Genomic DNA, 24187 nt, shown 5'->3' on the forward strand with positions numbered 1-24187 from the left:
TTGTTATGTCGATTAGGTTTCGTCAGTTAAATTACTTTGCGGAGTAGGGTAGGCAATTGCACCAATACCATCAACCTGATTATTATTATCTAAAATTGCAAATTTAGTTACTGTTAGTTTAATGTCACCATGCATTGTGGGGACAGTCTCTTCAAAGCTAATTGCTTCGGTGCTTTTTAAAGCCAATTCGTCTGTTTCAGCATATTTTTTAGCATTCTTTAAACTAAAGAGTTCACAGTCTTTACGGCCAATAATCTCTTGGTATTCTCGGTTTAATAACTGAGTATATTTGTTATTAATGATCAAATATCGACCCTCTATATCTTTGATATAAATATAGTTAGGCGAAGAGTTCATGATTGCATTGAGTTGTTCTTGGTGGATCTTTAATTGATTTTGAGTTTGTTTATGGATCTCAATTTGCTCTGTTAATGCCAAGTTATTTGCATCTAAGCTATCAATTGCAACCTGTAGCTGTTGCGAGCGAGATATGATGGTTTTGCTTAAAATACCGAGTTCATCTTGCCTTTGTTTGGCCATGATCTCGAGCGGTGCCAATTGATTTTTATCGAGTGCTTCAATCATATCATTAACAGGTTTAATTAATAATTTATGTTGTACAATAAATAAAATAATGAGTGTGAGCAGCTGCGCAAAAATGAGATAACCACCCACTTTACTGGTGATTAAAGTGGCTTCATTGTTTAATGCTGTTAATGGGCTAACAATGACGACTTTCCAGTATGTTCTTGGCATTTGTAGCACTGAGACTAACGCTTCGGTACCAAATTGTGGGTCTTGCTTGACTCTAAAAGTAGCCAATATTTTTACTGATGCATTTGGACTTGAAAGCGAATGATGAATAATGGCTTGTTTTAACTGTTGTTGGACTTCTTGTTGTTGGTATTGGCCAGTTAAATTTTCTTGAATAAACTGTTTGTCGGCACGGGAGACAGATTTGTTTAATTCTATATAACCGAGCTGTTCTAACGGGCTAGGGAACGTTACATTATGATCATTGATTAATGCATTGTTAGAGATGCTTAATATTTGGTTGTGCTGATCCAATACCATGGTATAGCCATGAAAATAGTGACTTAAATCCGTCAACATATTTGATAATTGTGGTTGGCTAACATCGACTGTTGCAGTACCTACTAATTTATGATTTTGCCAAATGGGCACGCCTGCCGTAAGCATTTTTTCATGCTTATTGGGTCTTGATAAGACTCGCTCCAAAATGCCTGATTGCGTGGGAAAAATTGGCTTGGACGATACCACTGTGCTTGATGATAATCATAGTCTTCACTCTGATTATAAGCCGTTGATAATTCAAGTTTGCCTGTGTTATTCCTAAACCAAAATAAACTATCTCTATCTTTACCATCTGTCAGCGCATTAGGTTCAGGCCAAATACCACCGCCAGCGATCAGAATATCGCGTTTATCTTCGCCCAGTACAATAGGGATTGTGTTGATAAGCTCTTGGTAATCATTACCAAAATGAATCACGATATTAGCAATTGAGATCGCTTGTGATTCTATACGGTTAGTAAAGCTTTGTAAGCGTGAAACGATGACTTTACCTTGACTGACATTGAGTTCTTGTTGCTGCTTAATTAATTGCTGGTGTTGTAATGTGGCAATGACCCATAAGGTACTGCTAATTAAAAGCGTCGCTAATAAAAATTGAATAAGACTAAACTTGACTGAAAAGCCAAGTTGATTAAATGGATAAAATCGAGTCTTAAAAGAACGACCAGCAGGCATTATTTACTCCGTTAAAAATTAAGCTGCTCTAGAAATAGTTAACTAGTTGATGCAAATTGGCATATGTCACCCAAAATGTTAGATAACATCAGTAATCTGTAAATGTTTTATGTATTAATAATAATAGTTTGATTGAATAAAATCATTAATTATTCGTCAAATTAAAGCTAATTGAATCGTTTTAGTTTGTTGATAATTGACATTAGTCTAATTTATACCCAGACAACCTGAAGTTGCTATTTTCTGAAGCACTTAAGCAAGTTCAATGCTAGGTGCATCTATGTATGGGACTCCCTTTTAAATCGATGTAACAACGAAGAGTGCTTGCTGATGGCTTTTTTGATGGTGTTTAACGTGCTTCTGCTGCGTAAGTGCTTTTGATAAGGGAATAACCATTTACAGCTATCAATGTCTTGCCTACAGCGGGTTAAATTCCTATAGAACGCTATAACTTCAAGTCGTTTCGGTATTTTTGTCAAAGCCGATAAAGCCTAGGCGCTGCTTGATAATTCAGCTATAACTAATATGTTGTAAAAAAAATCAGATTATTTTTGTTATTTTTGTGGTTTTACGGGGATTTTATATTCAAAAAGAGTATATTACCCCTAGTCAAAGATCGGGGAGTCGCGTAAAATTTCTGCCTTTTAGTTAGAAACGCTTTTAGCTAGAAACGACAATACCCGCACTAACACCTTTAGCTTAATGTTGAGCTAGTATGCAGTGGAAGAGAAGATGCAGCAGTTAACAGAGATCGTAGCGCAAGCCCTTGCGATTATTGATGATGCTAGTGATTTAAAAGCATTAGACGATATCCGTGTCGATTACCTTGGTAAGAAAGGTAAAATTACTGACATGATGAAAATGATGGCCACCCTAAGCCCAGCTGAAAAGCCAGCTTTTGGTCAAGCAGTCAATCAAGCAAAACAAGCCGTTCAACAAAAATTGTCTGAACGAATTGAAGGCTTAAAATCAGCAGAATTAGAAGCAAAATTAATCGAAGAAAAGATTGATGTAACGTTACCAGGCCGCACCATGGAAAATGGTGGTTTACATCCTGTTACTCGTACAATCGAACGTATTGAAACATTCTTTGGTGAGCTAGGCTTTTCTGTTAAGCACGGTCCTGAAATTGAAGATGATTTCCATAACTTCGATGCATTAAATATTTCAGAACATCATCCTGCTCGTGCAGACCACGATACATTCTACTTTAATCCAAAGTTGATGTTACGTACGCAAACATCGGGTGTGCAAATTCGTACTATGGAGCATGAACAGCCTCCATTACGTATTATCTCTCCGGGTCGTGTATACCGTAACGATTACGATCAGACTCACACTCCAATGTTCCATCAGGTTGAAGGTTTATTGGTTGATGAGCATGTAAACTTTGCCGAACTTAAAGGCATTTTGCATGACTTCCTACGCAACTTCTTTGAAGAAGATTTAGAAGTACGTTTCCGTCCATCTTATTTCCCATTTACAGAGCCTTCAGCTGAAGTAGACGTAAAAGGTAAGAATGGTTGGTTAGAAGTACTAGGTTGCGGCATGGTACACCCTAACGTGCTTCGTAGCGTTGGTATCGATCCTGAAAAGTATTCCGGTTTTGCTTTCGGCATGGGCGTGGAGCGTTTAACTATGCTGCGCTATGGCGTGAATGACTTACGTTCATTCTTCGAAAACGATTTACGTTTCCTTAAGCAATTCAAATAACGGAGCATATTTAAAATGAAATTTAGTGAATCTTGGCTTCGTGAATGGGTTAACCCAAGTGTAGACCGCGATGCTTTATCACATCAAATCACAATGGCTGGTTTAGAGGTTGATGGTATTGACCCAGTTGCCGCTGATTTTTCTGGTGTGGTAGTCGGTGAAGTTGTTGAATGTGGTCAACACCCTGATGCAGATAAATTACGTGTGACTAAAATCAATGTTGGCGGCGAAGAGCTGATTGATATTGTTTGTGGTGCACCAAATTGCCGTTTAGGTTTAAAAGTTGCTGTAGCTATGGTTGGCGCAGTACTACCTGGTGATTTTAAAATTAAGAAGGCAAAACTTCGTGGTCAGCCATCATTCGGTATGCTTTGCTCATTTGGTGAGCTTGGTATTGATATCGAAAGCGACGGTATTATTGAATTACCACTAGATGCGCCACTTGGAATGAATATTCGCGAATATTTAGATCTAGATGATGCGGTAATTGATGTAGATTTAACCGCTAACCGCGCTGACTGTCTAGGTATGGCTGGTCTAGCTCGTGAAGTTGGCGTATTAAACCGTCAAGCAGTTCAAGAGCCAACATGGCAAGCAGTTGAAGCGACAATTGCAGATCAAGTTAATGTTAATGTGATGCAAGCTGATGCTTGTCCACGTTACTTAGGCCGTGTGGTTAAAAACGTAAATGTAAAAGCGCAAACACCTCAGTGGATGCAAGAAAAATTACGTCGTAGCGGTATTCGCTCAATTGATCCTATTGTTGATATTACTAACTATGTTTTAGTTGAGTTTGGTCAACCTATGCATGCGTTTGATCTTGCTAAATTAGCGGGTGATATTCAAGTGCGTTTAGGTAATGGCGAAGAGAAAGTGACTTTACTTGACGGTAATGAAATTACTGTACCTGCAGATACATTAGTGATTGCAGATGACAAGCAAGTATTGGCATTAGCGGGCGTATTTGGTGGTGAGTTCTCAGGTGTGACTACTGAGACACAAGATATCATGCTTGAGTGTGCTTTCTTCGCACCGTTAGCCATTATGGGTAAATCACGTCGTTTAGGTCTGCATACTGACGCTTCACACCGTTTTGAGCGTGGTGTTGATCCTGAGCTACAACATAAAGTAATGGATCGTGCTACTCGTTTAGTGCTTGATATCTGTGGTGGCGAAGCTGGCCCAGTTGTTGAGGCTAAAGCTGAAGAATTTTTACCAAAACCTGCCGTAATTACCTTACGTCGCAGTAAGCTTGATCGCATTTTAGGACACCACATTAGCGATGCTGATGTTGAAGAAATTTTAACTCGTTTAGGATTTAGTGTTGCAGTTCAAGCTGATAGCTGGCAAGTTACTACTGCAACATATCGTTTCGATATGGCGATTGAAGAAGATCTAATCGAAGAAGTCGCACGTATTTATGGCTACAACAACATCCCTAACGTTGCACCTGTTGCAGCATTAAAGATGTCTGACCATAAAGAAAGTCACATTAACCTAAAGCGTGTTCGCGATATGTTAGTGGCTCGTGGTTTCCAAGAAGCAGTGACTTATAGCTTTGTTGATCCTAAATTACAGTCATTAGTTCACCCTAATGAAAAGACAATGGTGCTACCAAACCCTATCTCTCGTGAAATGTCTGAGATGCGTTTGTCTATGTTCACTGGTCTTTTAGGTGCAGTAGGTTATAACCAAAATCGTCAACAAACTCGTGTACGTTTATTTGAAACAGGCTTACGTTTTGTTCCTGATGAATCAGCAGAGTCAGGTGTGCGTCAACAAGCAATGCTTGGTGCTGTGATTGCCGGTCCTCAGTGTGAAGAACATTGGGACATGACATCTAAAACGGTAGACTTCTTTGACCTAAAAGGTGACTTGGAAGCGATTATCGGTTTAACTGTCTCAAATAACGAGTTTAGTTTCAGACCTGCGACTCACAGTGCACTGCACCCAGGTCAATGTGCTGAAATTCTAAGAAACGATAAAGTGATTGGTATTATTGGTGCGGTTCATCCAAGCCTAGAAAAACCTTTCGGCTTAAATGGCAAAACGATTGTTTTTGAATTAGAATTAGCTGAATTGCTAGAGGCTAAATTACCTCAAGCACAGGCTGTATCTAAGTTTCCAGCAAACCGTCGAGATATCGCATTAGTGGTTGATGAAGCAGTTTTAGCCAATGATGTTATAAATTTGATAAGAAAAGTTGGCGAAAATCAGTTGGTTGGCTTAAACTTATTCGATGTATACCGAGGCAAAGGTGTGGAGCCAGGCAAAAAGAGCTTAGCAATCGCACTGACGTTACAAGACAACACACATACTCTGGAAGAAAAAGAGATTACTGAATTAATGGATTCTGTCGTTTCTGCTCTACAAACAGAGTTTAATGGATCGTTGAGGGATTAAAGTATGGCACTGACCAAAGCTGAAATGGCTGAGCATCTTTTTGAAACATTAGGCATAAATAAACGTGTCGCCAAAGAGATGGTAGAGACGTTCTTTGAGGAAATCAGAGGCGCGCTTGAAAATGGTGAACAAGTCAAATTATCTGGCTTTGGCAACTTTGACCTTAGGGATAAAAATCAAAGACCGGGACGGAACCCAAAAACAGGCGAAGATATTCCAATTTCAGCTCGTCGCGTTGTAACTTTTCGACCTGGCCAGAAGTTAAAGAGCCGTGTTGAAGAAGCGAACAAAGGTAAGAAGTAATTACGTGTAAGTAATTTATTTTTATCGCACTAAAAAGCCATTGCAAAAGCAGTGGCTTTTTGTTTTCTGTGCTTGTGACAATAATCAGCAGATTGATATAATCTGTGTAGTTTATTTATTGATGAGGTTTTCCTTTTGTCGAAAGCTCCAAAGTATTTTGATCGTCGTTTTTCATGGGCATTATTACATCCAAAATATTGGCTTACTTGGTTAGCGATTGGATTATTGGTCTTTTTTGCAATTTTACCGGCATGGTTACGTGATCCTATTGCCAAAGGATTTGCGCTGGTTGTGATTAACATTGCTAAAAAACCTATTCATGTGGCGAGGGCAAATTTAACAACTTGTTTTCCAGAAAAATCATCAACTGAAATTGAAAGCTTAATTAAGCAAAATGTGCAGAATTTTGTGATGATTTTGCTCGGGCAGGCGGAATTATTAGTCAAGAGTAAGCAGAATATTCGAGAGCGTGTACAACTGCATGGTTTTGAACATGTACAGCAAGCGCAAGCTGCGGAACAGCCGATTATATTTATTATGCCGCATGTTTGGGGCATAGATTACGCAGGTTTACGTCTTAATTTAGATTTACCTAGCATGGTCACTATGGCGAAAGCACACCGTAATGGCTTATTTGATTGGTTTAATAACCGTATGCGGAGTCGTTTAGGGGCTAACGTATATATGCGTGAGGCGGGTATTCGTGCTTTATTGTCGGAACTTAAGCAAGGCAACAGCTTCTTTTATCTGCCTGATGAAGATTTAGGGCCTGAGAAAAGTGTATTTGCGCCATTTTTAGGGACAGTTAAAGCAACACTGCCCGTAGTGGGTCGTTTGGCTAGCGCCGGAAATGCGCAGGTAATGCCTTTAAAGATTGGTTATAACCAGCAGACTCGTCAGTTTGATTTAACCGTTATGCCAGCGATTGAGCCTGAAACGATGCAAGGTAAGCTGCAAGAAGCTATTGCATTGAATAAAGCGGTAGAGCAGGTGATTCTTGCTTATCCAGAACAATATATGTGGTTCTTACGGGTGTTAAGAACACGACCAGAAGGTGAGTCATCGATTTATTAATCGAGTTTTATGCAATATTAAAAAGCTCTGCATTGGCAGAGCTTTTTTGTTTGTGCGCAATTTTTCGTTTGCTGCTAGATTGTTGGTAGTAAACCAAACATTTGTAATATCTGACTTGAGATAATAACAACACCTGCAGCAGTGGCTAATCCTAATGCAAATTTACCACCTGCCACTTGGTAGCCTTTATCGGCGCTCAATTGTTTACGCTGACTAATGACCATGGCAACAGGTAAGAAGATGGCTAGAATCACTAATGCAATCGCTGCGTAACCTAGCGCCATAATAAAGCCTTCAGGGTAGAACAGGGCAAAGCCTAATGGCGGAATAAAAGTCACCACCGCACTGTTAATACGTGAACCGATACCTTTGCTCTTTTGATGTAAAAAGTCACTTACAAAATCAAAGAGTCCTAAACTTACCCCTAAAAATGAAGTGGCTAAGGCTAAGTCTGCAAAAGTTGAAACCGTTTTAGCAATATATGGGTTATCGAGCATAAAGCCTAAGTTATCGATAAAGCCCTTTAAACTACCACTTGCCAGTAAACTTTGTTGGCTTAAGGTACCTTGCTAGCGATTTGCCATAGGATATAAACAATCAGTGGTAAGCTTGAGCCGACTAACATGACTTTACGCAATACTTTGGTGTCTTTACCTAGGTATTTCACAATGGATGGAATTGAGCCATGGAAACCAAATGAGGTAAAGATCACAGGTAATGCTGCAATAATAAGCCCCTGTTCCATCGGCATTTCCAGTAAATGTACGGTTTGAACATGAGGGAACATAAAGCCGAGCATTAAGACCAGTGCAATCAGTTTTAAGATAAATAAACCGCGGTTAATCAGATCGACCGAGTGGGTACCGACACAAACAATACTACCAATAAGCAAGGTAAAGATAATTGCCCCTGTTTGGGCGGGTACATTAAAGCCCATATCATCAATTAAACGTGAAGATAGTTGCTCACCACCGCCAGCAATATAGGCTGCACATAGTGCGTAGAATAAAAATATCATCGCGCCACTGGCAACGATTTGTCCTTTACGGCCTAATAATTTAAGTGCTAATGAATGCAGTGTTGCATCGGTTGGTGCATGTTGATGGACTTCAATCATTAATAAAGCGGTATAGCTCATTAATGCCCAAATTAAGATCATAATGGTAATTGCGGTGGGGAAACCAAGACCTGCTGATGCAAGCGGTAATGCCAGCATACCAGCACCTATGGTGGTACCTGCAATAATAAGCATGCTGCCAAAAATGTTACTGTTCATTGTGTACGTCCCTAAAATTGTTTTAATTATTTGTTATATGGATCTTGGGACAGGAAGGTGACACCAAAGCCTATCTCCAGATCGGAAATAATGGCCACAATGGTGTGAAAGGCATATTGTTCTGAGTTGCCTATCTACGCCACTGTGGCGACAGATAGTTACAATATCGAGTTGTGTAGGTCATGGTATGTTTAGTTGATTAGGCTAATAAAAGTTAGGCTCTACAATAGAGAAGCATAGCCTAACTGTCAATTGCCTAATTCAAACATTTTACAAAAATAGATTAACTTGATATAAAAATTCGAACGTTTATTTTAAAAGCAGTTAAGTTTTTGATTTGTCTGTTTGTTTTTTAGTCATGCTACGGTTTCGTTGTTGTAAGTTAGCATAAATGCTATCCATGTCTAACTGCTGGTCTTCGAGTAATACCAATAGGTGAAACAGTAAATCTGACGCTTCATTAATTAGCTCTGCTTTATCGTTTGTTGCGGCGGCTAATGCCGTTTCTAATCCTTCTTCACCCACTTTTTGGGCAATACGTTTAGTGCCTCTGGTAAACAATTTAGATGTGTAACTTGCGTCACTTGCTTCATTTTTACGGCTATTAATAATTTGCGCTAATTGCATGATAAAGGGCTGGGCTTGCTTATCATTGAAACAGCTTACGCTACCTAAATGGCAAGTTGGTCCTTGTGGCTTGGCTTGGATCAGTAAACAATCATGATCACAATCGAGACAGAGACTTTGAACATTTAGAAAATGGCCTGATTGTTCACCTTTAGTCCATAACCTCTGTTTAGTGCGACTATAAAAAGTCACCTTGCCACTAGTTATCGTTTTAGTTAGTGCGGCTTGATCCATATATCCTTGCATGAGTACTTGACCGTTTAAATCATGCTGTACGATCACAGGCAGCATCCCATTGACTTTATCCCAATTAATCTCATCCATATTAAATTGCATATTTGGTTCCTTTAGCACGCTCTAACGTTAATTTGTTGCTGAATTAGAAATTGTTTTAATTCGGCTATATTAATTTCATTGCGGTGAAATACACTTGCAGCCAACGCGCCATCGACATGGGCTTGTTGAAACACATCACTAAAATGTTGCATTGTTCCTGCACCACCAGAGGCAATTAACGGTACTTTACATATTTGTCTAATATTGTTGAGTTGTTTAATATCGTAGCCTTGCTTAACTCCATCTTGATTCATCACATTTAATACAATTTCTCCGCAACCTTGGTGCTGTACTTCTTGAACCCAATCTTCTGTGTGCCATTGAGTGGTACGAGTTGCAGCTTCATCCCCCGTGAATTGTTTCACTTGGTAGTGCTGACTTGCTTCATCAAAATAGGAGTCGATGCCGACCACTATGCACTGTTTACCAAATTGCTGGGCTAAACGCGCGATTAAAGTCGGATCAGCAAGTGCTGGCGAATTGATGGAGATTTTATCTGCACCGAATTCAAGTAAAGTTTGTGCATCGAGCGCGGTTTTAATGCCGCCAGCGACACAAAATGGAATATCTATTTCAGCGGCAACTTGTTTGATCCAGCTACGATCGACGACACGGTTCTCGGCACTGGCACTAATGTCATAAAACACAAGTTCATCGGCCCCTTGTTGAGCATAATGGCGCGCTAATGGAATAATATCGCCGACGATTTGATGGCCTCTAAATTTGACGCCTTTAACGACTTTTCCTTGTTTAACATCTAGGCAGGGGATGATTCGTTTGGCCAGCATGCTATCGCCTCCGTTACTGTAAACTCTTGGGTTAATAGGCTTTGCCTATAATAATGGCGTTTGCACCAGATGCTTTCACTTGGGCTATATGTTCTAGTGATGCAATTCCGCCTGATGCCTGCCATGTGATATCAGGGTATTGAGTCGCCAAATCTTGGTACAGTTGCCAGTTAGCCCCTTGCATGGTGCCGTCACGGCTGATGTCGGTGACAAGCGCATATTTCAGGCCATATGGACGAAATAGAACGACTAAATCTTGCAGCGTTTGATCGCCAGCTTGTTGCCAACCTGCAACTGCAACAATATATTCACCTGCTGAATTAATATTAATATCGAGTGCGAGGCAAATTTTTTCAGCGCCATATTGTTGCATTAATTGTTGTACCAATTGTGGCTGTTTAATGGCTAAAGAACCTATCACCACTCGCGCAACACCAACATCAAATAATTGCTCGACTTGCTGTTGATTGCGTATGCCTCCGCCGACTTGGACCGGGCAATCAAGCTGTTTCACTAATTCACCAATTAGTGCAACTTGGCGTTGATTGGGATCATTAGCACCATCTAAATCAACAATATGAAGCAGTTGCGCACCTTGATTTTGATAGTGTTGTAGCTGGCTTAAAGGGTCGATATTAAAATCAGTTTGCTGGGCGTAATCACCTTGGTAGAGCCTAACAACTTGGCCATTGATAAGGTCTATAGCTGGAATAATCATCCGTTATACTCCATAAAGTTTTGTAACAGGGTTAGGCCAACTCGAGCGCTTTTTTCTGGGTGAAATTGCACACCAATAAAATTACGTTCAGCTATTGCCGCGCTAAATGGTTGACCATACTTGCATTGCGCAATAGTTGCAGTAGATAAGGGGGCTGCGTAACTATGGACAAAGTAGACATAGCTTTGTGCTGCAATTCCTTTAAATATGGGATGTTTAAGCTGAGTAATCTGATTCCAGCCCATATGAGGTAAGGGCAAATTGGCTGTTATTAATGGCTCAATATGAGTATCAATTAGGTTTAACGTCGCCAATGGTGCTGGTTGATTGTTTTCTGCGGTATGGCTTGTCATTAATTGCATACCTAAACAGATCCCAAGTACAGGTTGCTGTAGCTGTGTCAGTGTTTCTATAAGATCTTTTTGCTTAAGATTATCCATCGCCACTTGCGCGTGACCAACACCGGGCAATATCAGTCGTGACGCAGCCTTAATTCGTTGTTTGTTGTCACTAACTTCAGTTTTAATGCCTAATCTTTGGCAAGCAAAATATACGGAAGCAATATTGGCGCAGCCGTATCCACTATCACTAAGGATTGACTCATAACACCCCCTTGCTGGAAGGTAAGTTATCACTCTCAATCTTGATGGCTTGTCTTAATGTGCGACCTAACACTTTAAATAAAGCCTCAACTTTATGGTGATCATTATCGCCTATGACTTTTAGCTGTAATGTGGCAGCTAAGCCATCTGCAAATGAACGGAAGAAATGTGGCACCATCTCAGTCGCCATTTGGCCGACCATTTCGCGTGTAAAGCTAGCATCAACTCGGCATAAGGCGCGGCCAGATATATCGAGTAGACAGTGCGCTTCGGTTTCATCCATAGGTAAGCTAAAGCCAAAGCGAGCGATGCCACGCTTATCACTCAGCGCTTGTTTAATGGCATCACCTAAGGCCAGCGCGACATCTTCAATTGAATGGTGGTCATCAATATGTAAGTCGCCACTCATGTTGATGCTGAGGTTAAAATTACTGTGAGTGGCAATTTGCTCTAGCATATGGTCAAAAAAACTATCCCAGTAGCAATGGATATTTGCCCCGAATTATCTAAATCAACATCGACCTGTATATCGGTTTCTTTGGTGGTGCGGCGTACACTGGCTGTTCGGGTTTTATTTAACAGTGCATCACAAATTTGTGGCCAGCCAAAGTCGGCTTGATAAAGTAGGCCTTGAATTGCCATTGCTTGTGCCATTTGCATATCTGTAGCCCGATCACCAATAACGGCACTTTGGCTAAAATCGATTTTGGCTTGTTGCAAATAATCTTTCACTAATCCTAGTTTAGGCTTACGGCAGCTACAGTTATCTTGTTCAAAGTGTGGGCAGATCAAGACATCATCAAATTGCACGCCTTGGCTAGTAAAGATCTGCATCATTAATTGATGTGGTGCTTCAAATTCAGCTTGTGGAAAAGAAGATGTCCCTAATCCATCTTGGTTACTGATCATCACTAATCGATAGCCAGCCTGTTGTAATTTAAGCAAACAGGGGATGACATTAGTTTCCAATTTGACTTTATCGAGTCTATCGACCTGTTTATCAATAACGGGCTCTTCAATTAGGGTGCCATCGCGGTCAATAAAGAGTATTTTTTGTGGCATGCTAGTCATCCTTTACAATATAAACTGCAGATTTGTTGGGTTTGTTGTTGGTCACTAAAACTAAAGCGAATCGCATTGGCGAGACGCGGTGTTTGATAGTGGCGAGCAATAATGCCTGCTTGGGTTAGCTTATTTAATTCAGCATCTACATCATCAAACTCTGCCAGTATGAAATTGGCAAAACTGGGTCTTACGTGAGCGCCATAATCTGTGAGCGTCTGCTGTAATATTTGTCCTTGTTGTTGCAGTGTCGCCACTTGGCTTTGCATTAATGCAATTCCTGATTGGCTAAGCGCATTGATTGCTAACTGACTGCTCGGTAATGGCAATGGATAAGGGGCTATCACTTTATTGAGCTGTGCAATGATGCTGCTATCTGCCAGCGTAAAGCCCACTCTTGCGCCAGCTAAGGCAAAGGCTTTAGATAGAGTGCGTAATACGATTAAGTTGTCATATTGATTGATAAAAGCACTCATACTAAATTCAGGGCAGAACTCAATATAAGCTTCATCAACCACAATTAACTTATTAGGATTTTGTTGCAGCAACTCTTCAATAATACTGGTTTGAATAATATCGCCAGTAGGATTATTGGGATTGCAGATAAAAATCACCTTGGCTGCGCTGGCACGTATGCTCGCATCGGTTGGCAGTTGCATCTCATCGTTAAGGGCTAGCTTAAAACAATCCACGCCTATGGTTTCAGCACTGATGGCATACATGCCATAAGTGGGGCCAAATAGGGCGATGGCATCTTGGCCTGGCTGGCAAAAACAGCGAATGATTAACTCAATTGCTTCATCTGCGCCGCGGCTTACGAGCACTTGTTTGCTGCTTAGGCCGCAATAGCGGCTATAAGCCTCAATGAGCTCGGGGGGTTGTGGTTCAGGGTAACGATTTATATTGGCAATATTGCTGTTATTAAAGGGGGATTCATTGGCATTAATCCATATATCACCTTGTCCACCAATACGACGTGCAGATTGATAGGGCTTAAGTGCAGCAATATTGGCTCTCACTAATTGTTCAGCGCAGTTAATTGGTTCATTTAGGCTGATACCTTCTGATGGTTGCGCTAAGGTTGCTAGCCTTAATTGCACCGCATTACTGTGGGCGTCTAACCGTTCTGCTTGTGCCAATTGCATAATACTCGGGCCTAGCTGTTTTAAGCCCGTAGGCGTTAACTCTTGTACCGTAAAACGGCGTTGGAAATCAGCTAGATTTAAGCTAGAAACACTTTTGCTGTAGCCATAGGTAGGCAACACGTGATTAGTGCCGCTGGCATAGTCGCCGGCAGATTCAGGTGTATAAGCCCCTAAAAATACTGAACCCGCAGCGCGGATTTGCGTAAGTGTTTGTCTTGGATTTTGAGTTTGAATGATAAGGTGTTCAGGTGCATAAGCATTACTGATTTGGCAAGCAAGCTGCATATTGGGGGTCACAAAAATACGGCTTTGCTCAAGCGCAAGCACGGTTATCTGTTTACGCGGCAATAATGTTAACTGTTGCGCTATTTGTTGTACCACCTGTTCTGCTAATAATTGACTGTCTGTAGCGAGCATCACTTGCGAATCTGGTCCGTGTTCTGCCTGAGACAATAAATCAGCAGCAACAAAAGCGGGATTGGCGCTGGCATCAGCTAACACCAATACTTCTGAAGGGCCTGCAGGCATATCAATGGTGACGGTCGCGCTACTGGCTTGACTGACCTGTTTTTTTGCTTCCGTGACAAAGCGATTACCGGGGCCAAAAATTTTATCGACTTTGGCAACGGACTGTGTGCCAAAAGCTAATGCGGCTATAGCTTGCGCGCCGCCAGCTTGAATAATGGTCTCAATACCGCATAAGGTTGCTGCATAGACGATAGCATCATTAATCGGTGGTGGGCTGATCAGTATTTTTTGTTTGCATCCGGCTATTTGAGCTGGAATAGCCAGCATGAGTACGGTTGAAATTAAGGGGGCACTGCCACCGGGGATATATAAGCCAACCCGCTCAATCGCTTCAGTTTTTAATTCGCAACGGACACCCGCTTGGGTCTCAAGACTAATATCAGGAGTAATTTGTTGCTGATGAAATCGCTCAATATTGGTTTTAGCGACAATAATGGCTTGTTGCAATTCACGACTGACATTGGCGCATGCTTGTGTTATTTGGGATGGCGATAGCTTGAGATCAGTTAATCTAGTTTGATCATATTGTTGAGCGAATTCAAATAAGGCTTGGTCGCCATTTTGTTTGACCTTATCAATAATTTGGCGCACTTGTTCTGGCAACTCGGTGTCATTGACCAGTGGCGCTCTGGCTAACAAATTCAGTGTTGTTTGATCGAGTGATTCTGTATTGAATATTTGCATGATAACTATCCCATCATTTTTTCAATTGGCATCACTAAGATTGAGCTAGCGCCTAATTCAGTCAGTTGCTCCATAGTGTCCCAAAACAACTCTTCACTACTGACGGCATGCAGTGCCACTTGGCTGTCATCATTACCCAAGGGCAAAATGGTTGGGTTTTCAGCACCCGGTAATAATTCGATGATTTGCTGTAGCTGTGCTTTCGGTGCGTGCAGTAAAATATATTTACTTTCTCTGGCTTTAATCACGCTACGGATACGAGTCAGTATTCGGTTTATTAATTGTTGTTTTGAGTCAGGTTGGTTTTCGTTAGATTGGATGATGCAGGCTTTAGAGCGATAAATGATTTCAGTTTCCTTTAAACCGTTGGCTTCAAGCGTAGCGCCGGTGGAGACTAAGTCACATATACCATCAGCTAACCCAGCACGCGGAGCCACTTCTACCGATCCTTTGAGCTTACAATCTCGGTAGCTGACTTGTTGATTCAGCATAAATTTGCGTAATAGGTTGGGATAAGAGGTGGCGATACGCAGATTATTTAGCGAACTGGCGCCTTGGTAATTAAATTCGTTAGGGACCGCTAAAGATAGACGACATTCACCAAAGTCGAGTTGTTTTAACTTAGTATATTGAGCCGGGATTTGCAGCGACTCACGTTCAATTTGTTCCTCTTCTAATACGTTCTCACCAATAATACCTAAATCGACAACGCCATCCATCACCAAACCAGGAATATCGTCATCACGCACTCGCAATAAATCGATAGGTAGATTATCGCAGTGAGCGATTAATCTTTGTTCGTTGACGTTAAATTTAAGGCCACATTTTTTGAGTAATTGTTGTGATGATCTAGCCAAACGACCAGATTTTTGGACGGCGATGCGTAAGCGAGTACCTGTTGTCATAATTAACTATCCCTATTGTGCGTAAAACCTAAATTAGAACCAATAAAAAACCCCTGACATTCCTGCCAGGGGTTGATTGAATCTGTTCACCACCGGGAGGAATAAATACCTCCGGCAGTCAGCTCCGAAGGCTACCGCTTATGATGATGGCGACGATTGATAATGCAGAGCTGATACATAAATAAATTCCTAAAATTTGAGTACAAAAGTGACTCTCTTATTAATTTTTAAACTAAAAGCTTTTGTATATTTATGCAAGCATATTTTTTAAACTGTTTAAAATAAATACAGTAAATTTAAGATTTGTCATTTTAACCGAGATAAAAGGTTAATTATTTAAGGGATTGCTAATTTTTACTACTGACTAGTATTTAATATGCAATTGCTTTCAAGTTTGCTTGTGTCGTAAAACTAAAATCAGGATAATTCTAACTCCCTACTGATTGGAGTTTTTCTGTTGCATTCTAGACTGGCCAAAGAAGTGATTGCTGCCTTTGCGATTGATGGCACTTTTGCGCGTCATATTAAAGGCTATCAACCAAGGCAAGCACAAATTGAGATGGCGACGGCAATCAGTGACACCATGAGTCATTCTGATAAATTAATTGTTGAAGCAGGGACGGGCGTGGGCAAAACCTTTGCTTATCTGCTGCCAGCCATGCAAAGCGGTAAACAGGTGATTATCAGTACCGGCAGTAAAAATCTGCAAGAACAGCTATTCTACAAAGATATTCCCGCGTTAATGAAGATGTTTGACCTTAAGTTACAAGTTGCACTACTGAAAGGTCGTAATAACTATTTATGTCAACATCAACTCGATAAACAATTACTTGAAGCCAGCAAAGTGGATGCTGATATTCTTGATGATCTGCTAAAAGTAAATCAGTGGGCGGGCGTGACCAAAGATGGCGATTTATCAGGCATAACCAGCGTGACTGAAGATGCGCCAGTGTTGTCGCTGGTGGTCAGTACTAAAGATAACTGTTTAGGTAAACGTTGTGACAGTTATGACAGTTGTTTTGTGCGTAAAGCAAGGCAACGCGCCATGCAAGCCCGTATTATTGTGGTGAATCATCATCTATTTTTTGCCGATAGAATCTTAAAAGATGGTGGTTTTGCTGAGTTATTACCAGATGCAGATGTGGTTATTTTTGATGAAGCGCATCAATTAGCTGACATTGCCATTAGTTACTTTGGTGACTTCTCCAGTACTAAACAATTAAATCAGCTTTATCAATCGGTCATTAATATCTATCAAACAGAATTGAGAGATACGGGTCAGTTAAAACAGTTCGCAGCCAGATGTCAGATTAAATTATCTAATTTAGAACAATTACTGCGTTCAAGTGAGTTGACCGATTGGCGCAGTTTAATGGGCAATAAACAGATTGCCGCAGAAGCGTGGGGCTTGGTCAGTGAAACTAAAGCGTTAATGACACTTATTCAAGGTCATTTAGGTCGCAGTGAGTTGCTGGATGACAGTGTTGAGAAATTGGATACTGCGATCAGCAAATTAGAAAATTTTTTCCATTGTGAAGACCGACAAGCTGCTTACAGCATTGAGTTTGGCCAACAACATATCCAATTACGGATGTCGCCGATTAATGTCGCGCAGCAATGTCAGCAATTGTTTGAAGCGACAACCAGTTGGATTTTTACTTCAGCCACATTACAGATGGATAAAAGTTTACAACTTTTTGCCAGTGAAATGGGGTTAAGTGATTGCCCACAACTGATTTTAGATAGCCCATTTGATTATGCCAAACAGGCACTACTATGTGTGCCACGCGAGTTACCCAGTCTTTATAATGAACAAGCCACAGTCAATAAATTAGTGCAGATATGCATTAAGGCAGCAACTGCGGCAGAAGGGCGGACATTTATTTTGTTTACGAGTCATCGCATGCTCAAGCTGGTGGCCAGCCAGATGCATGGCCGCTTGCATTTACCCTTGTTAGTACAGGGCCAAGCCAGTAAACAAACCTTATTAAATAAATACCGCCAATTAGGTAATGCCGTATTACTGGGAACAGGCAGTTTTTGGGAGGGTATTGATGTCCGCGGTAAATTACTTAGCTGTGTCATTATCGATAAATTACCTTTTGCATCACCTGATGATCCGCTTATTAAAGCACGCAGTGAAGCCGCAGAGCGGCAAGGCAAAGATCCGTTTATGACGGTGTCGCTGCCACAAGCCATCATTACCTTAAAACAGGGCATGGGTCGTTTAATACGTGATGAAAAAGATCGTGGTGTCCTTATCTTATGTGATAACCGCATTGTTAATCGTCAATATGGTCAAGTCTTTTTAAATTCAATTCCTGATATGCAGCGCACGCGCGATCTTGATAAAGCGGTAGAGTGGTTAAAGAGGCTATAGCATTTAACTGATTTTTACCTGTAGAGGCTTATAATTTTGATATTATTCATTGCAGGTGTATGTTGGTCTTTATATATATACTGCTTATAAAAATATTATTTCATGGTTAATGATTGTAAGTTGTAATAAAAACCATATATATAAGGTTGTTTATATAGGAAGCTGTTTTAAATTAATTGAGTTTATTGTTTTTATTTAGATGGAAACTCTCTTGAGTACTAATGATAGTTGTAGTAGGTTTAGTGAGGTTGCTACGATATACTGTATGATTTTAACTAAAATTGTTTTCAAACTTATCAATAATGAGGGTTAATTATCAACGCTTATAAGGAAATATAATGGATATTAAAATTGCCTTTCTTATTTGTTGTTTACTAGTGTTTAGTCGAGTGAGTTTCTCAATAGAAAGAGGCTCTGATAACTTACTACTAGAGTATGACGGAAGTGATACATATCAGACTGTTTTTTTAGGTTATCCTATATATATTGTAAATAGAAGTATATTTATGATAAGTGAGGTTGAGTATAATTTTGAAGAATATTATCCAATTTCATTATTTGCTAGAATTTATAGAATCTATGGACCAGAGTTTGCTGATCAACTATATAAACTAGCTGATAGTACCATTTCGACAGATGTAGTAGTTATTTTAGCGATGAATCCTATGAGTGGTTGTATGGTTACTGATTATGAAGATTATTTTTATGATGCCTGTACTGGTTCACAATACCGGTTTGATGGTGAAAATTTACACAATGGTTATAACTTAATTAAACTTAATCACGTATTGGAAGATGGAAAGATAAGATTAACGTACAATGATAGAAAGTTACCGACAGAGTTTATACCTAAATTAGCCGAGATAGATACGAATACTGCTAATGGTGTAATTACCCTAGCTGAATGGAGTATGTATTCTGAATTAAAAAAGGTATTAAATAATAATCCTGAATTAATTTATGCTAAAGGGGTAAATGGTAGTATAGTCTTACATTTTCTAGCTGGCAGGAATAAAATTAATTTAGTCAAAGATATTTTTTGTTTTAAGAATTCTGATAAATTTGAAAATAATTCTGGCTATACACCTTTGAGAATGGCAAGAGAGTTTGGTGGTAAAGAGTCTTTTTTCTTAATAAAAGAGTGTATAAATAGATTTAAGAAGTAAGTGATTTTATGACGAGAGACTGACTATATAGTATGTTTTTTTCGGAGGTTGTAATGAAAGTTAGTGATATTTTAATATTGTTCTTGCAGTTTTTGTTTACTATTACTTTTGTTATGATGTCTAATTATATATCGGCTGCTAATTATGATGTTTATAGTGATACAGAATATCGTGATTATTATAAGAGTCAGGCTAAAAAAGGGAGTTTAACTTTAGATGAATTTGAGGTTCTAAAGAAAAAATCTGAAGAGTGGGTTGAAAATAGAGATGTTAGAAGGATAAATTATTTCAAGTATTGGTTGAAAAATTTATTGTGTATGATTTTGTATTTTGTATTTTGTATTGGGAATGTTGATTTTAAATAAATTCAAGCCGAATTTGTCTATATTTTATAGTATGATGGTTATCATTCTATCAGTATTTTATTCTGCTCTAAGTTTTAATTTGAGTGTGGCTTGGTTGTTGACTTGTTCTATAACACTTATCTATTATTTAATGAAATGGAGAGAAAGTAGTGATAATTAGTCTACCTAAATAATATAAAATTGAATAAATAATAATAATAAAGTTTACCAATTTATCCAAAAAAATCGTGGTGTTGCAAATAAGTATATTTTGTTTGGTGATGGTGAAATAACTAAATAAGAGCTTTAATTATGAGTATGTTGTTAATGTTATTATTTTTTATTTTTTCTAGTAATTTGAGTGCTAACTTATTACTTAAAAATATTGGCGGTTGGTGGGTAATTGTTAATGATGATAAATGTAAATTATATATTAAAGATGGATTTGAAATTGATAACGTGACTGTTAATTATGCTATTGAAATAATTGACTATAGTGCCGAAAAAAAACCAAGTGTACTTATGGATGGTGACGAAGTCTTGATTTCAATTTTTGTACTTGTGGCAGATGAGTATGGAGAAAGAATTGATATTAATAGTTTTTATGGTTCTTATAATATTGATTATGTTGCGTCTAAGTATAATGGAATATTCTTAATTGAAAATAATAGTGAGAATGATTTTATTTCTCTATTAATTGAACGTGATGAATTATCATTTGATGTTGTAGTTGGTAATAATGAGGTGCTCAGTCTTTTTGTTAATAGCTCAGATTTTATGGATAAATATAATAAATTTAAGATGTGTGGGATGAATAATTAAAATATTTATCAAGACATGTCTGCATGCTCTGATATTGCAATAAAATTACTATGGTTCATGATAGGTTGTAGATAAATGGGGTGCAATACGGTGTAAGGGGAGTGTAATGGAAATAGTTATTATTTTAATAATGCTTAACATGTTCTCTATGGAAGTAAATGCAGAGTCAAAAGCAAATTATATTGTAGGGAGTATACCCATGAAAGTCCCACTAACAGAGCTTGTTGATATCTCTCCATGGCTTTGGCTTAAATCTTTTTCTGGGTTAGATGCTAATGTAGATGGATTTATATTTGAATTAGATCCAAAGTGTATTGATGGTGAAACATTAAAATATCCTCAATTAAAAATTGTTGGTTCAGTTTCTGATTTTAGCAATGAAAACCTTATCAAATTTTCAGATAGTTCTGATTACGAGACTCTTTGGTATGCACAACTAGATTTTGAAGATAGGGAAATAATTAAATACGAAGAATTAGAAATATACTTTGTTTATGCCAGTAAAGGATATCGCGGAATGTTTTACATATTTTCCAGCTTCCCAGACAAAGAGAAAAAACTCCCACATAACAAATGGGATTTTTTAGTGGCAATATGCTCTAGTTCAAGCGTAAGCGAACATAAAAATGTAAGCTGTAACCGACAGATATTGGTGCAAGATAAGTTGTTGGTAAATTACTCTTTCTCATTGGAGAACCTACCATTCCAACAAAAACTAGATTCATATATTCGAAATAAGGTCATTTCGTGGATCGTAAATTAGCTAACGATTTATCAAGAAGATTTATCAAGCCACCCATAGGAAGATTTATCAAGCCACCCATAGAAGATTTATCAAGCCACCCATAGAAGATTTATCAAGCCACCCATAGAAGATTTATCAAGCCACCCATAGATTTATCAAGCCACCCATAATAGTGGCTAGATTTATCAAGCCACTCATAATAGTGGCGGTTTATGCAAGTTGAACTAGACTTAATTAATCTGGAGTGGGAGGTCAATAATGGCGGTACCGAGAGAGCGATTAGTGAGTTTAGAAGATACACCGTTTTATCACTGCGTAAGCCGTTGTGTTAGACGTGCATTTTTATGTGGAGTTGACAGCTATAGTGGCCAGTCTTATGAGTACAGACGTGATTGGATAGAAGAACGGTTATTGCTGTTATCGCAAGTGTTTAGCATCGATATTTGTGCTTATGCAGTAATGAGTAATCATTTACATGTGGTATTAAAAGTTGATGTTGAACGTGCAGAGGCTTGGACTGATGAAGAAGTGATAGTGCAATGGCAAAAGTTATTTAAAGGTACGTTACTCACTCAAAAACGATTAAAAGGTGACAAGATAGAAGCCTATGAGCTTGAAACCTTAAATCAAACCATTACAGCATACCGTCAACGCTTAATGGATATCAGTTGGTTTATGCGCAGTCTAAATGAGCCTATTGCTCGTCAAGCCAATAAAGAAGATAAATGCACCGGTAGATTTTGGGAAGGACGCTTTAAATCTCAAGCCTTACTTGATGAAGCTGCTGTACTTGCCTGCATGGCTTATGTGGATTTAAATCCTGTTCGAGCAAAGATTGCTGACACCCCTGAAACTTCAGATTACACCAGTATCAAACGCCGCATCAAAGCTGCCATGAAAGGCGAGCAACCATCAGAATTATTACCCTTTATTGGCAATGAACGCGCAAATATGCCAAGCAGCTTAATGTTCAGTGTTAAAGACTATCTACAATTAGTTGATGATACGAGCAGACAATTTCGAGATGATAAACGTGGTGCTATTGCTGCAAGTACCCTTGATATTCTTGCAAGGCTTAATATCCCATTGGAGAACTGGCTTAAAATCACGTCTGAATTCCATGATTTGTTCAAAGGCCCTGTAGGGACATTACAGCAACTCTCTCAATATTGTGAACATTTAGAAAAACGACGGCGACATGGCGCAAAGATATGTCAAAAAATGTTGGGATAAAGATAAATATTCTTTTAAACAAACCTTGCTATATATCTTTAGTCGTCAGCTGTAATTAGCTTATTTGAATAATATGTCAGCGCTGCTGTATTTATTATTAGCACCAGAACCATTCAAAAATATATTTATCCCCTTGTTAGACAAATGACGACAGTTTGAGGCGCAAATGTGTCAGAAATTGTTGTGCCAGTAATTAAAATAGCTTGAAATTGGCTTTAATTTAGTCAAAGGTAGATGTAACTGTAAAACAGTAAGTTGCCTAACATAATGAGCGTAAATCATAGAGAACTGGATAGCGTAATAAGGGGGATATACTGTGCCGTTTTCACTGTTAAAATATGGTCTGACGAATGACTATCCTTTTGAAGATAACATGGATTTACCGCTGCCCATGGAGCTTAAAGATAATTATGACGTGGTGATTATTGGTGGCGGTGGACATGGTGTCGCAACTGCTTATTATCTTGCTAAATATCATGGTATTACTAATGTCGCTATTTTAGAGAAAGGCTATCTGGGTGGTGGTAATACGGCGAGAAATACCGCTGTTATCCGCTCTAATTATTTAACTTCTGAGGGGGTTAAATTTTACAGTGAATCGGTCAAGTTATTCCAAAACTTATCTAATGAATTTGATTTTAACATTATGTATTCCTCTCGTGGACAGCTGACGCTAGCCCATACGGATGGCGCGGTTCGCTCATTTAGGCAGCGTACTGAAGTGAATAAACATTTTGGTGGTCGAACCGAGCTGATTGATCCGCAGCAAATTCAAGAATTAGTCCCGACACTTAATATGAATCCTGCCAATATGCCGATTCTTGCGGGTTTATGGCATATTGATGGCGCCACCGCAAGGCACGATGCAGTGGCTTGGGGCTATGCCAAAGGTGCGACGCAGCGCGGAGTTGAACTTCACCAATTAACTGAAGTGACAAATATTAATACGGTTAAAGGCAAAGTCGTATCAGTTGAAACTAATCGAGGCACCGTCGGTTGTGGTTGCGTGGTACAAGCGGTTGCTGGACATAGCTCAATTGTGGCCGCTATGGCAGGTTTTCGGATGCCGCTGACGAGTTACCCGTTACAAGCGATGGTCACCACGCCAGTAAAACCTTTTTTAGATCCATTAGTGAGCTCTTCAGCATTACATTGTTATGTGCAACAAACAGGGCGTGGCGAAATAGTGTTTGGCGGCGGCTCAGATCCTTATCCTCTATATAACACTCGTTCTACGCTAGAACTTAAAGAAAGCTTGATTGCAAGTGCGATTGAGATGTTCCCTTTTATGGCGAATTTTAAATTACTGCGTCAATGGGCGGGCACCACGGATATGACCAGTGATTATAGTCCGATTATGGGGCTAAGTCCTGTGGATGGTTATTACTTAGATGCAGGTTGGGGCACTTGGGGATTTAAAGCCACGCCTATTTGTGGCAAGACGATGGCTCAGCTGGTAGCTAGTGGTGGTAAGGTACCTGAGTTAATTGCCCCGTTTGCGATGGAACGATTCGATGCATTTAGGCAAGTAAATGAAATGGGTGCAACGGCTGCGAGCCATTAG

The 24187-nt window shown here is 39.4% G+C and carries 18 protein-coding genes and 3 pseudogenes; 11 read left to right on the plus strand and 10 right to left on the minus strand.

Annotated elements, in window-relative coordinates:
• Window positions 1-12: 12 nt before the first annotated feature.
• Together JCM15074_RS20920 and JCM15074_RS23430 are read right to left on the minus strand one after the other, a co-directional pair.
• The gene (locus JCM15074_RS20920; RefSeq protein WP_051536816.1) at window positions 13-1200 is read right to left on the minus strand and encodes a PAS domain-containing protein; all 1188 of its coding nucleotides are present in this window, start codon (window positions 1198-1200) and stop codon (window positions 13-15) included.
• Entirely contained in the window at window positions 1158-1769 is a 612-nt protein-coding gene (locus tag JCM15074_RS23430) for a PDC sensor domain-containing protein (protein WP_051536817.1), read from the minus strand. The genes JCM15074_RS20920 and JCM15074_RS23430 overlap by 43 nt, the downstream gene beginning before the upstream one ends.
• A 732-nt stretch (window positions 1770-2501) precedes the next feature.
• Between JCM15074_RS23430 and pheS the strand changes: the two genes are divergently transcribed.
• From pheS to lpxM, 4 genes are all read left to right on the plus strand, one after another.
• On the plus strand, window positions 2502-3482 hold the full coding sequence (gene pheS, locus JCM15074_RS04615; RefSeq protein ID WP_025820156.1) for a phenylalanine--tRNA ligase subunit alpha: 981 nt from the start codon (window positions 2502-2504) through the stop codon (window positions 3480-3482).
• Between the two features lie 15 nt (window positions 3483-3497).
• Window positions 3498-5885 (plus strand): phenylalanine--tRNA ligase subunit beta, encoded by a 2388-nt coding sequence (gene pheT / locus JCM15074_RS04620; protein ID WP_025820157.1) that lies wholly within the window; start codon window positions 3498-3500, stop codon window positions 5883-5885.
• A gap of 3 nt (window positions 5886-5888) precedes the next feature.
• Window positions 5889-6188: an integration host factor subunit alpha gene (gene ihfA, locus JCM15074_RS04625; protein ID WP_025820158.1), complete on the plus strand. Its 300-nt coding sequence runs from the start codon at window positions 5889-5891 to the stop codon at window positions 6186-6188.
• 135 nt (window positions 6189-6323) lie between these two features.
• The gene (lpxM, locus tag JCM15074_RS04630; RefSeq protein ID WP_025820159.1) at window positions 6324-7262 is read left to right on the plus strand and encodes a lauroyl-Kdo(2)-lipid IV(A) myristoyltransferase; all 939 of its coding nucleotides are present in this window, start codon (window positions 6324-6326) and stop codon (window positions 7260-7262) included.
• A 74-nt stretch (window positions 7263-7336) separates the two neighbouring features.
• Here the strand turns inward: lpxM and JCM15074_RS20925 are convergent.
• The 8 genes and pseudogenes from JCM15074_RS20925 to hisG all read right to left on the minus strand — a co-directional run bounded on the left by JCM15074_RS20925 (window position 7337) and on the right by hisG (window position 15933).
• A pseudogene (locus JCM15074_RS20925) lies at window positions 7337-8538 on the minus strand (aromatic amino acid transport family protein).
• A 324-nt stretch (window positions 8539-8862) separates the two neighbouring features.
• A complete protein-coding gene (hisIE, locus tag JCM15074_RS04640) occupies window positions 8863-9501 on the minus strand; it encodes a bifunctional phosphoribosyl-AMP cyclohydrolase/phosphoribosyl-ATP diphosphatase HisIE (RefSeq protein WP_037469104.1) in 639 nt (212 codons plus the stop codon).
• Window positions 9502-9512: 11 nt separating this feature from the next.
• Window positions 9513-10289: an imidazole glycerol phosphate synthase subunit HisF gene (gene hisF, locus JCM15074_RS04645; RefSeq protein ID WP_025820161.1), complete on the minus strand. Its 777-nt coding sequence runs from the start codon at window positions 10287-10289 to the stop codon at window positions 9513-9515.
• Window positions 10259-11007 (minus strand): annotated as a pseudogene (gene hisA / locus JCM15074_RS20930) (1-(5-phosphoribosyl)-5-[(5-phosphoribosylamino)methylideneamino]imidazole-4-carboxamide isomerase). The gene hisF and the pseudogene hisA overlap by 31 nt, the downstream one beginning before the upstream one ends.
• Window positions 11004-11642: an imidazole glycerol phosphate synthase subunit HisH gene (hisH, locus tag JCM15074_RS04655; protein ID WP_025820162.1), complete on the minus strand. Its 639-nt coding sequence runs from the start codon at window positions 11640-11642 to the stop codon at window positions 11004-11006. The pseudogene hisA and the gene hisH overlap by 4 nt, the downstream one beginning before the upstream one ends.
• A pseudogene (gene hisB / locus JCM15074_RS20935) lies at window positions 11608-12680 on the minus strand (bifunctional histidinol-phosphatase/imidazoleglycerol-phosphate dehydratase HisB). The gene hisH and the pseudogene hisB overlap by 35 nt, the downstream one beginning before the upstream one ends.
• Window positions 12677-15028, minus strand: a complete 2352-nt coding sequence (gene hisD, locus JCM15074_RS25465; RefSeq protein WP_025820163.1) for a histidinol dehydrogenase — start codon at window positions 15026-15028, stop codon at window positions 12677-12679. The pseudogene hisB and the gene hisD overlap by 4 nt, the downstream one beginning before the upstream one ends.
• 5 nt (window positions 15029-15033) lie before the next feature.
• Window positions 15034-15933, minus strand: coding sequence for an ATP phosphoribosyltransferase (gene hisG, locus JCM15074_RS04670; protein ID WP_025820164.1), 900 nt, complete (start codon window positions 15931-15933; stop codon window positions 15034-15036).
• A gap of 457 nt (window positions 15934-16390) precedes the next feature.
• On the opposite strand from hisG, the gene yoaA reads away from it, so the two are divergent.
• From yoaA to JCM15074_RS04705, 7 genes are all read left to right on the plus strand, one after another.
• A complete protein-coding gene (gene yoaA, locus JCM15074_RS04675; protein WP_025820165.1) occupies window positions 16391-18313 on the plus strand; it encodes a DNA repair helicase YoaA in 1923 nt (640 codons plus the stop codon).
• A gap of 338 nt (window positions 18314-18651) precedes the next feature.
• The gene (locus JCM15074_RS04680; protein WP_025820166.1) at window positions 18652-19479 is read left to right on the plus strand and encodes a hypothetical protein; all 828 of its coding nucleotides are present in this window, start codon (window positions 18652-18654) and stop codon (window positions 19477-19479) included.
• A gap of 53 nt (window positions 19480-19532) precedes the next feature.
• Window positions 19533-19844, plus strand: coding sequence for a hypothetical protein (locus JCM15074_RS04685; protein ID WP_025820167.1), 312 nt, complete (start codon window positions 19533-19535; stop codon window positions 19842-19844).
• A gap of 291 nt (window positions 19845-20135) precedes the next feature.
• Window positions 20136-20645, plus strand: a complete 510-nt coding sequence (locus JCM15074_RS04690; RefSeq protein WP_025820168.1) for a hypothetical protein — start codon at window positions 20136-20138, stop codon at window positions 20643-20645.
• A 106-nt stretch (window positions 20646-20751) separates the two neighbouring features.
• Window positions 20752-21408, plus strand: coding sequence for a hypothetical protein (locus JCM15074_RS04695; RefSeq protein WP_025820170.1), 657 nt, complete (start codon window positions 20752-20754; stop codon window positions 21406-21408).
• Between the two features lie 240 nt (window positions 21409-21648).
• Window positions 21649-22623, plus strand: coding sequence for a hypothetical protein (locus JCM15074_RS04700; RefSeq protein WP_025820171.1), 975 nt, complete (start codon window positions 21649-21651; stop codon window positions 22621-22623).
• 316 nt (window positions 22624-22939) lie between these two features.
• Window positions 22940-24187, plus strand: coding sequence for an FAD-dependent oxidoreductase (locus JCM15074_RS04705; protein ID WP_025820172.1), 1248 nt, complete (start codon window positions 22940-22942; stop codon window positions 24185-24187).

The organism is Shewanella marina JCM 15074 (assembly GCF_000614975.1).
GTDB classification, from domain to species: domain Bacteria; phylum Pseudomonadota; class Gammaproteobacteria; order Enterobacterales; family Shewanellaceae; genus Shewanella; species Shewanella marina.

Bases quoted from the DNA above. Each gene is read 5' to 3' on its own strand.
- JCM15074_RS20920 (WP_051536816.1), bottom strand. From the start codon at position 1,200: ATGCTTACGGCAGGCGTGCCCATTTGGCAAAATCATAAATTAGTAGGT.
- JCM15074_RS23430 (WP_051536817.1), bottom strand. From the start codon at position 1,769: ATGCCTGCTGGTCGTTCTTTTAAGACTCGATTTTATCCATTTAATCAA.
- pheS (WP_025820156.1), top strand. From the start codon at position 2,502: ATGCAGCAGTTAACAGAGATCGTAGCGCAAGCCCTTGCGATTATTGAT.
- pheT (WP_025820157.1), top strand. From the start codon at position 3,498: ATGAAATTTAGTGAATCTTGGCTTCGTGAATGGGTTAACCCAAGTGTA.
- ihfA (WP_025820158.1), top strand. From the start codon at position 5,889: ATGGCACTGACCAAAGCTGAAATGGCTGAGCATCTTTTTGAAACATTA.
- hisIE (WP_037469104.1), bottom strand. From the start codon at position 9,501: ATGCAATTTAATATGGATGAGATTAATTGGGATAAAGTCAATGGGATG.
- hisF (WP_025820161.1), bottom strand. From the start codon at position 10,289: ATGCTGGCCAAACGAATCATCCCCTGCCTAGATGTTAAACAAGGAAAA.
- hisD (WP_025820163.1), bottom strand. From the start codon at position 15,028: ATGCAAATATTCAATACAGAATCACTCGATCAAACAACACTGAATTTG.
- hisG (WP_025820164.1), bottom strand. From the start codon at position 15,933: ATGACAACAGGTACTCGCTTACGCATCGCCGTCCAAAAATCTGGTCGT.
- JCM15074_RS04680 (WP_025820166.1), top strand. From the start codon at position 18,652: ATGGATATTAAAATTGCCTTTCTTATTTGTTGTTTACTAGTGTTTAGT.
- JCM15074_RS04685 (WP_025820167.1), top strand. From the start codon at position 19,533: ATGAAAGTTAGTGATATTTTAATATTGTTCTTGCAGTTTTTGTTTACT.
- JCM15074_RS04690 (WP_025820168.1), top strand. From the start codon at position 20,136: ATGAGTATGTTGTTAATGTTATTATTTTTTATTTTTTCTAGTAATTTG.
- JCM15074_RS04695 (WP_025820170.1), top strand. From the start codon at position 20,752: ATGGAAATAGTTATTATTTTAATAATGCTTAACATGTTCTCTATGGAA.
- JCM15074_RS04700 (WP_025820171.1), top strand. From the start codon at position 21,649: ATGGCGGTACCGAGAGAGCGATTAGTGAGTTTAGAAGATACACCGTTT.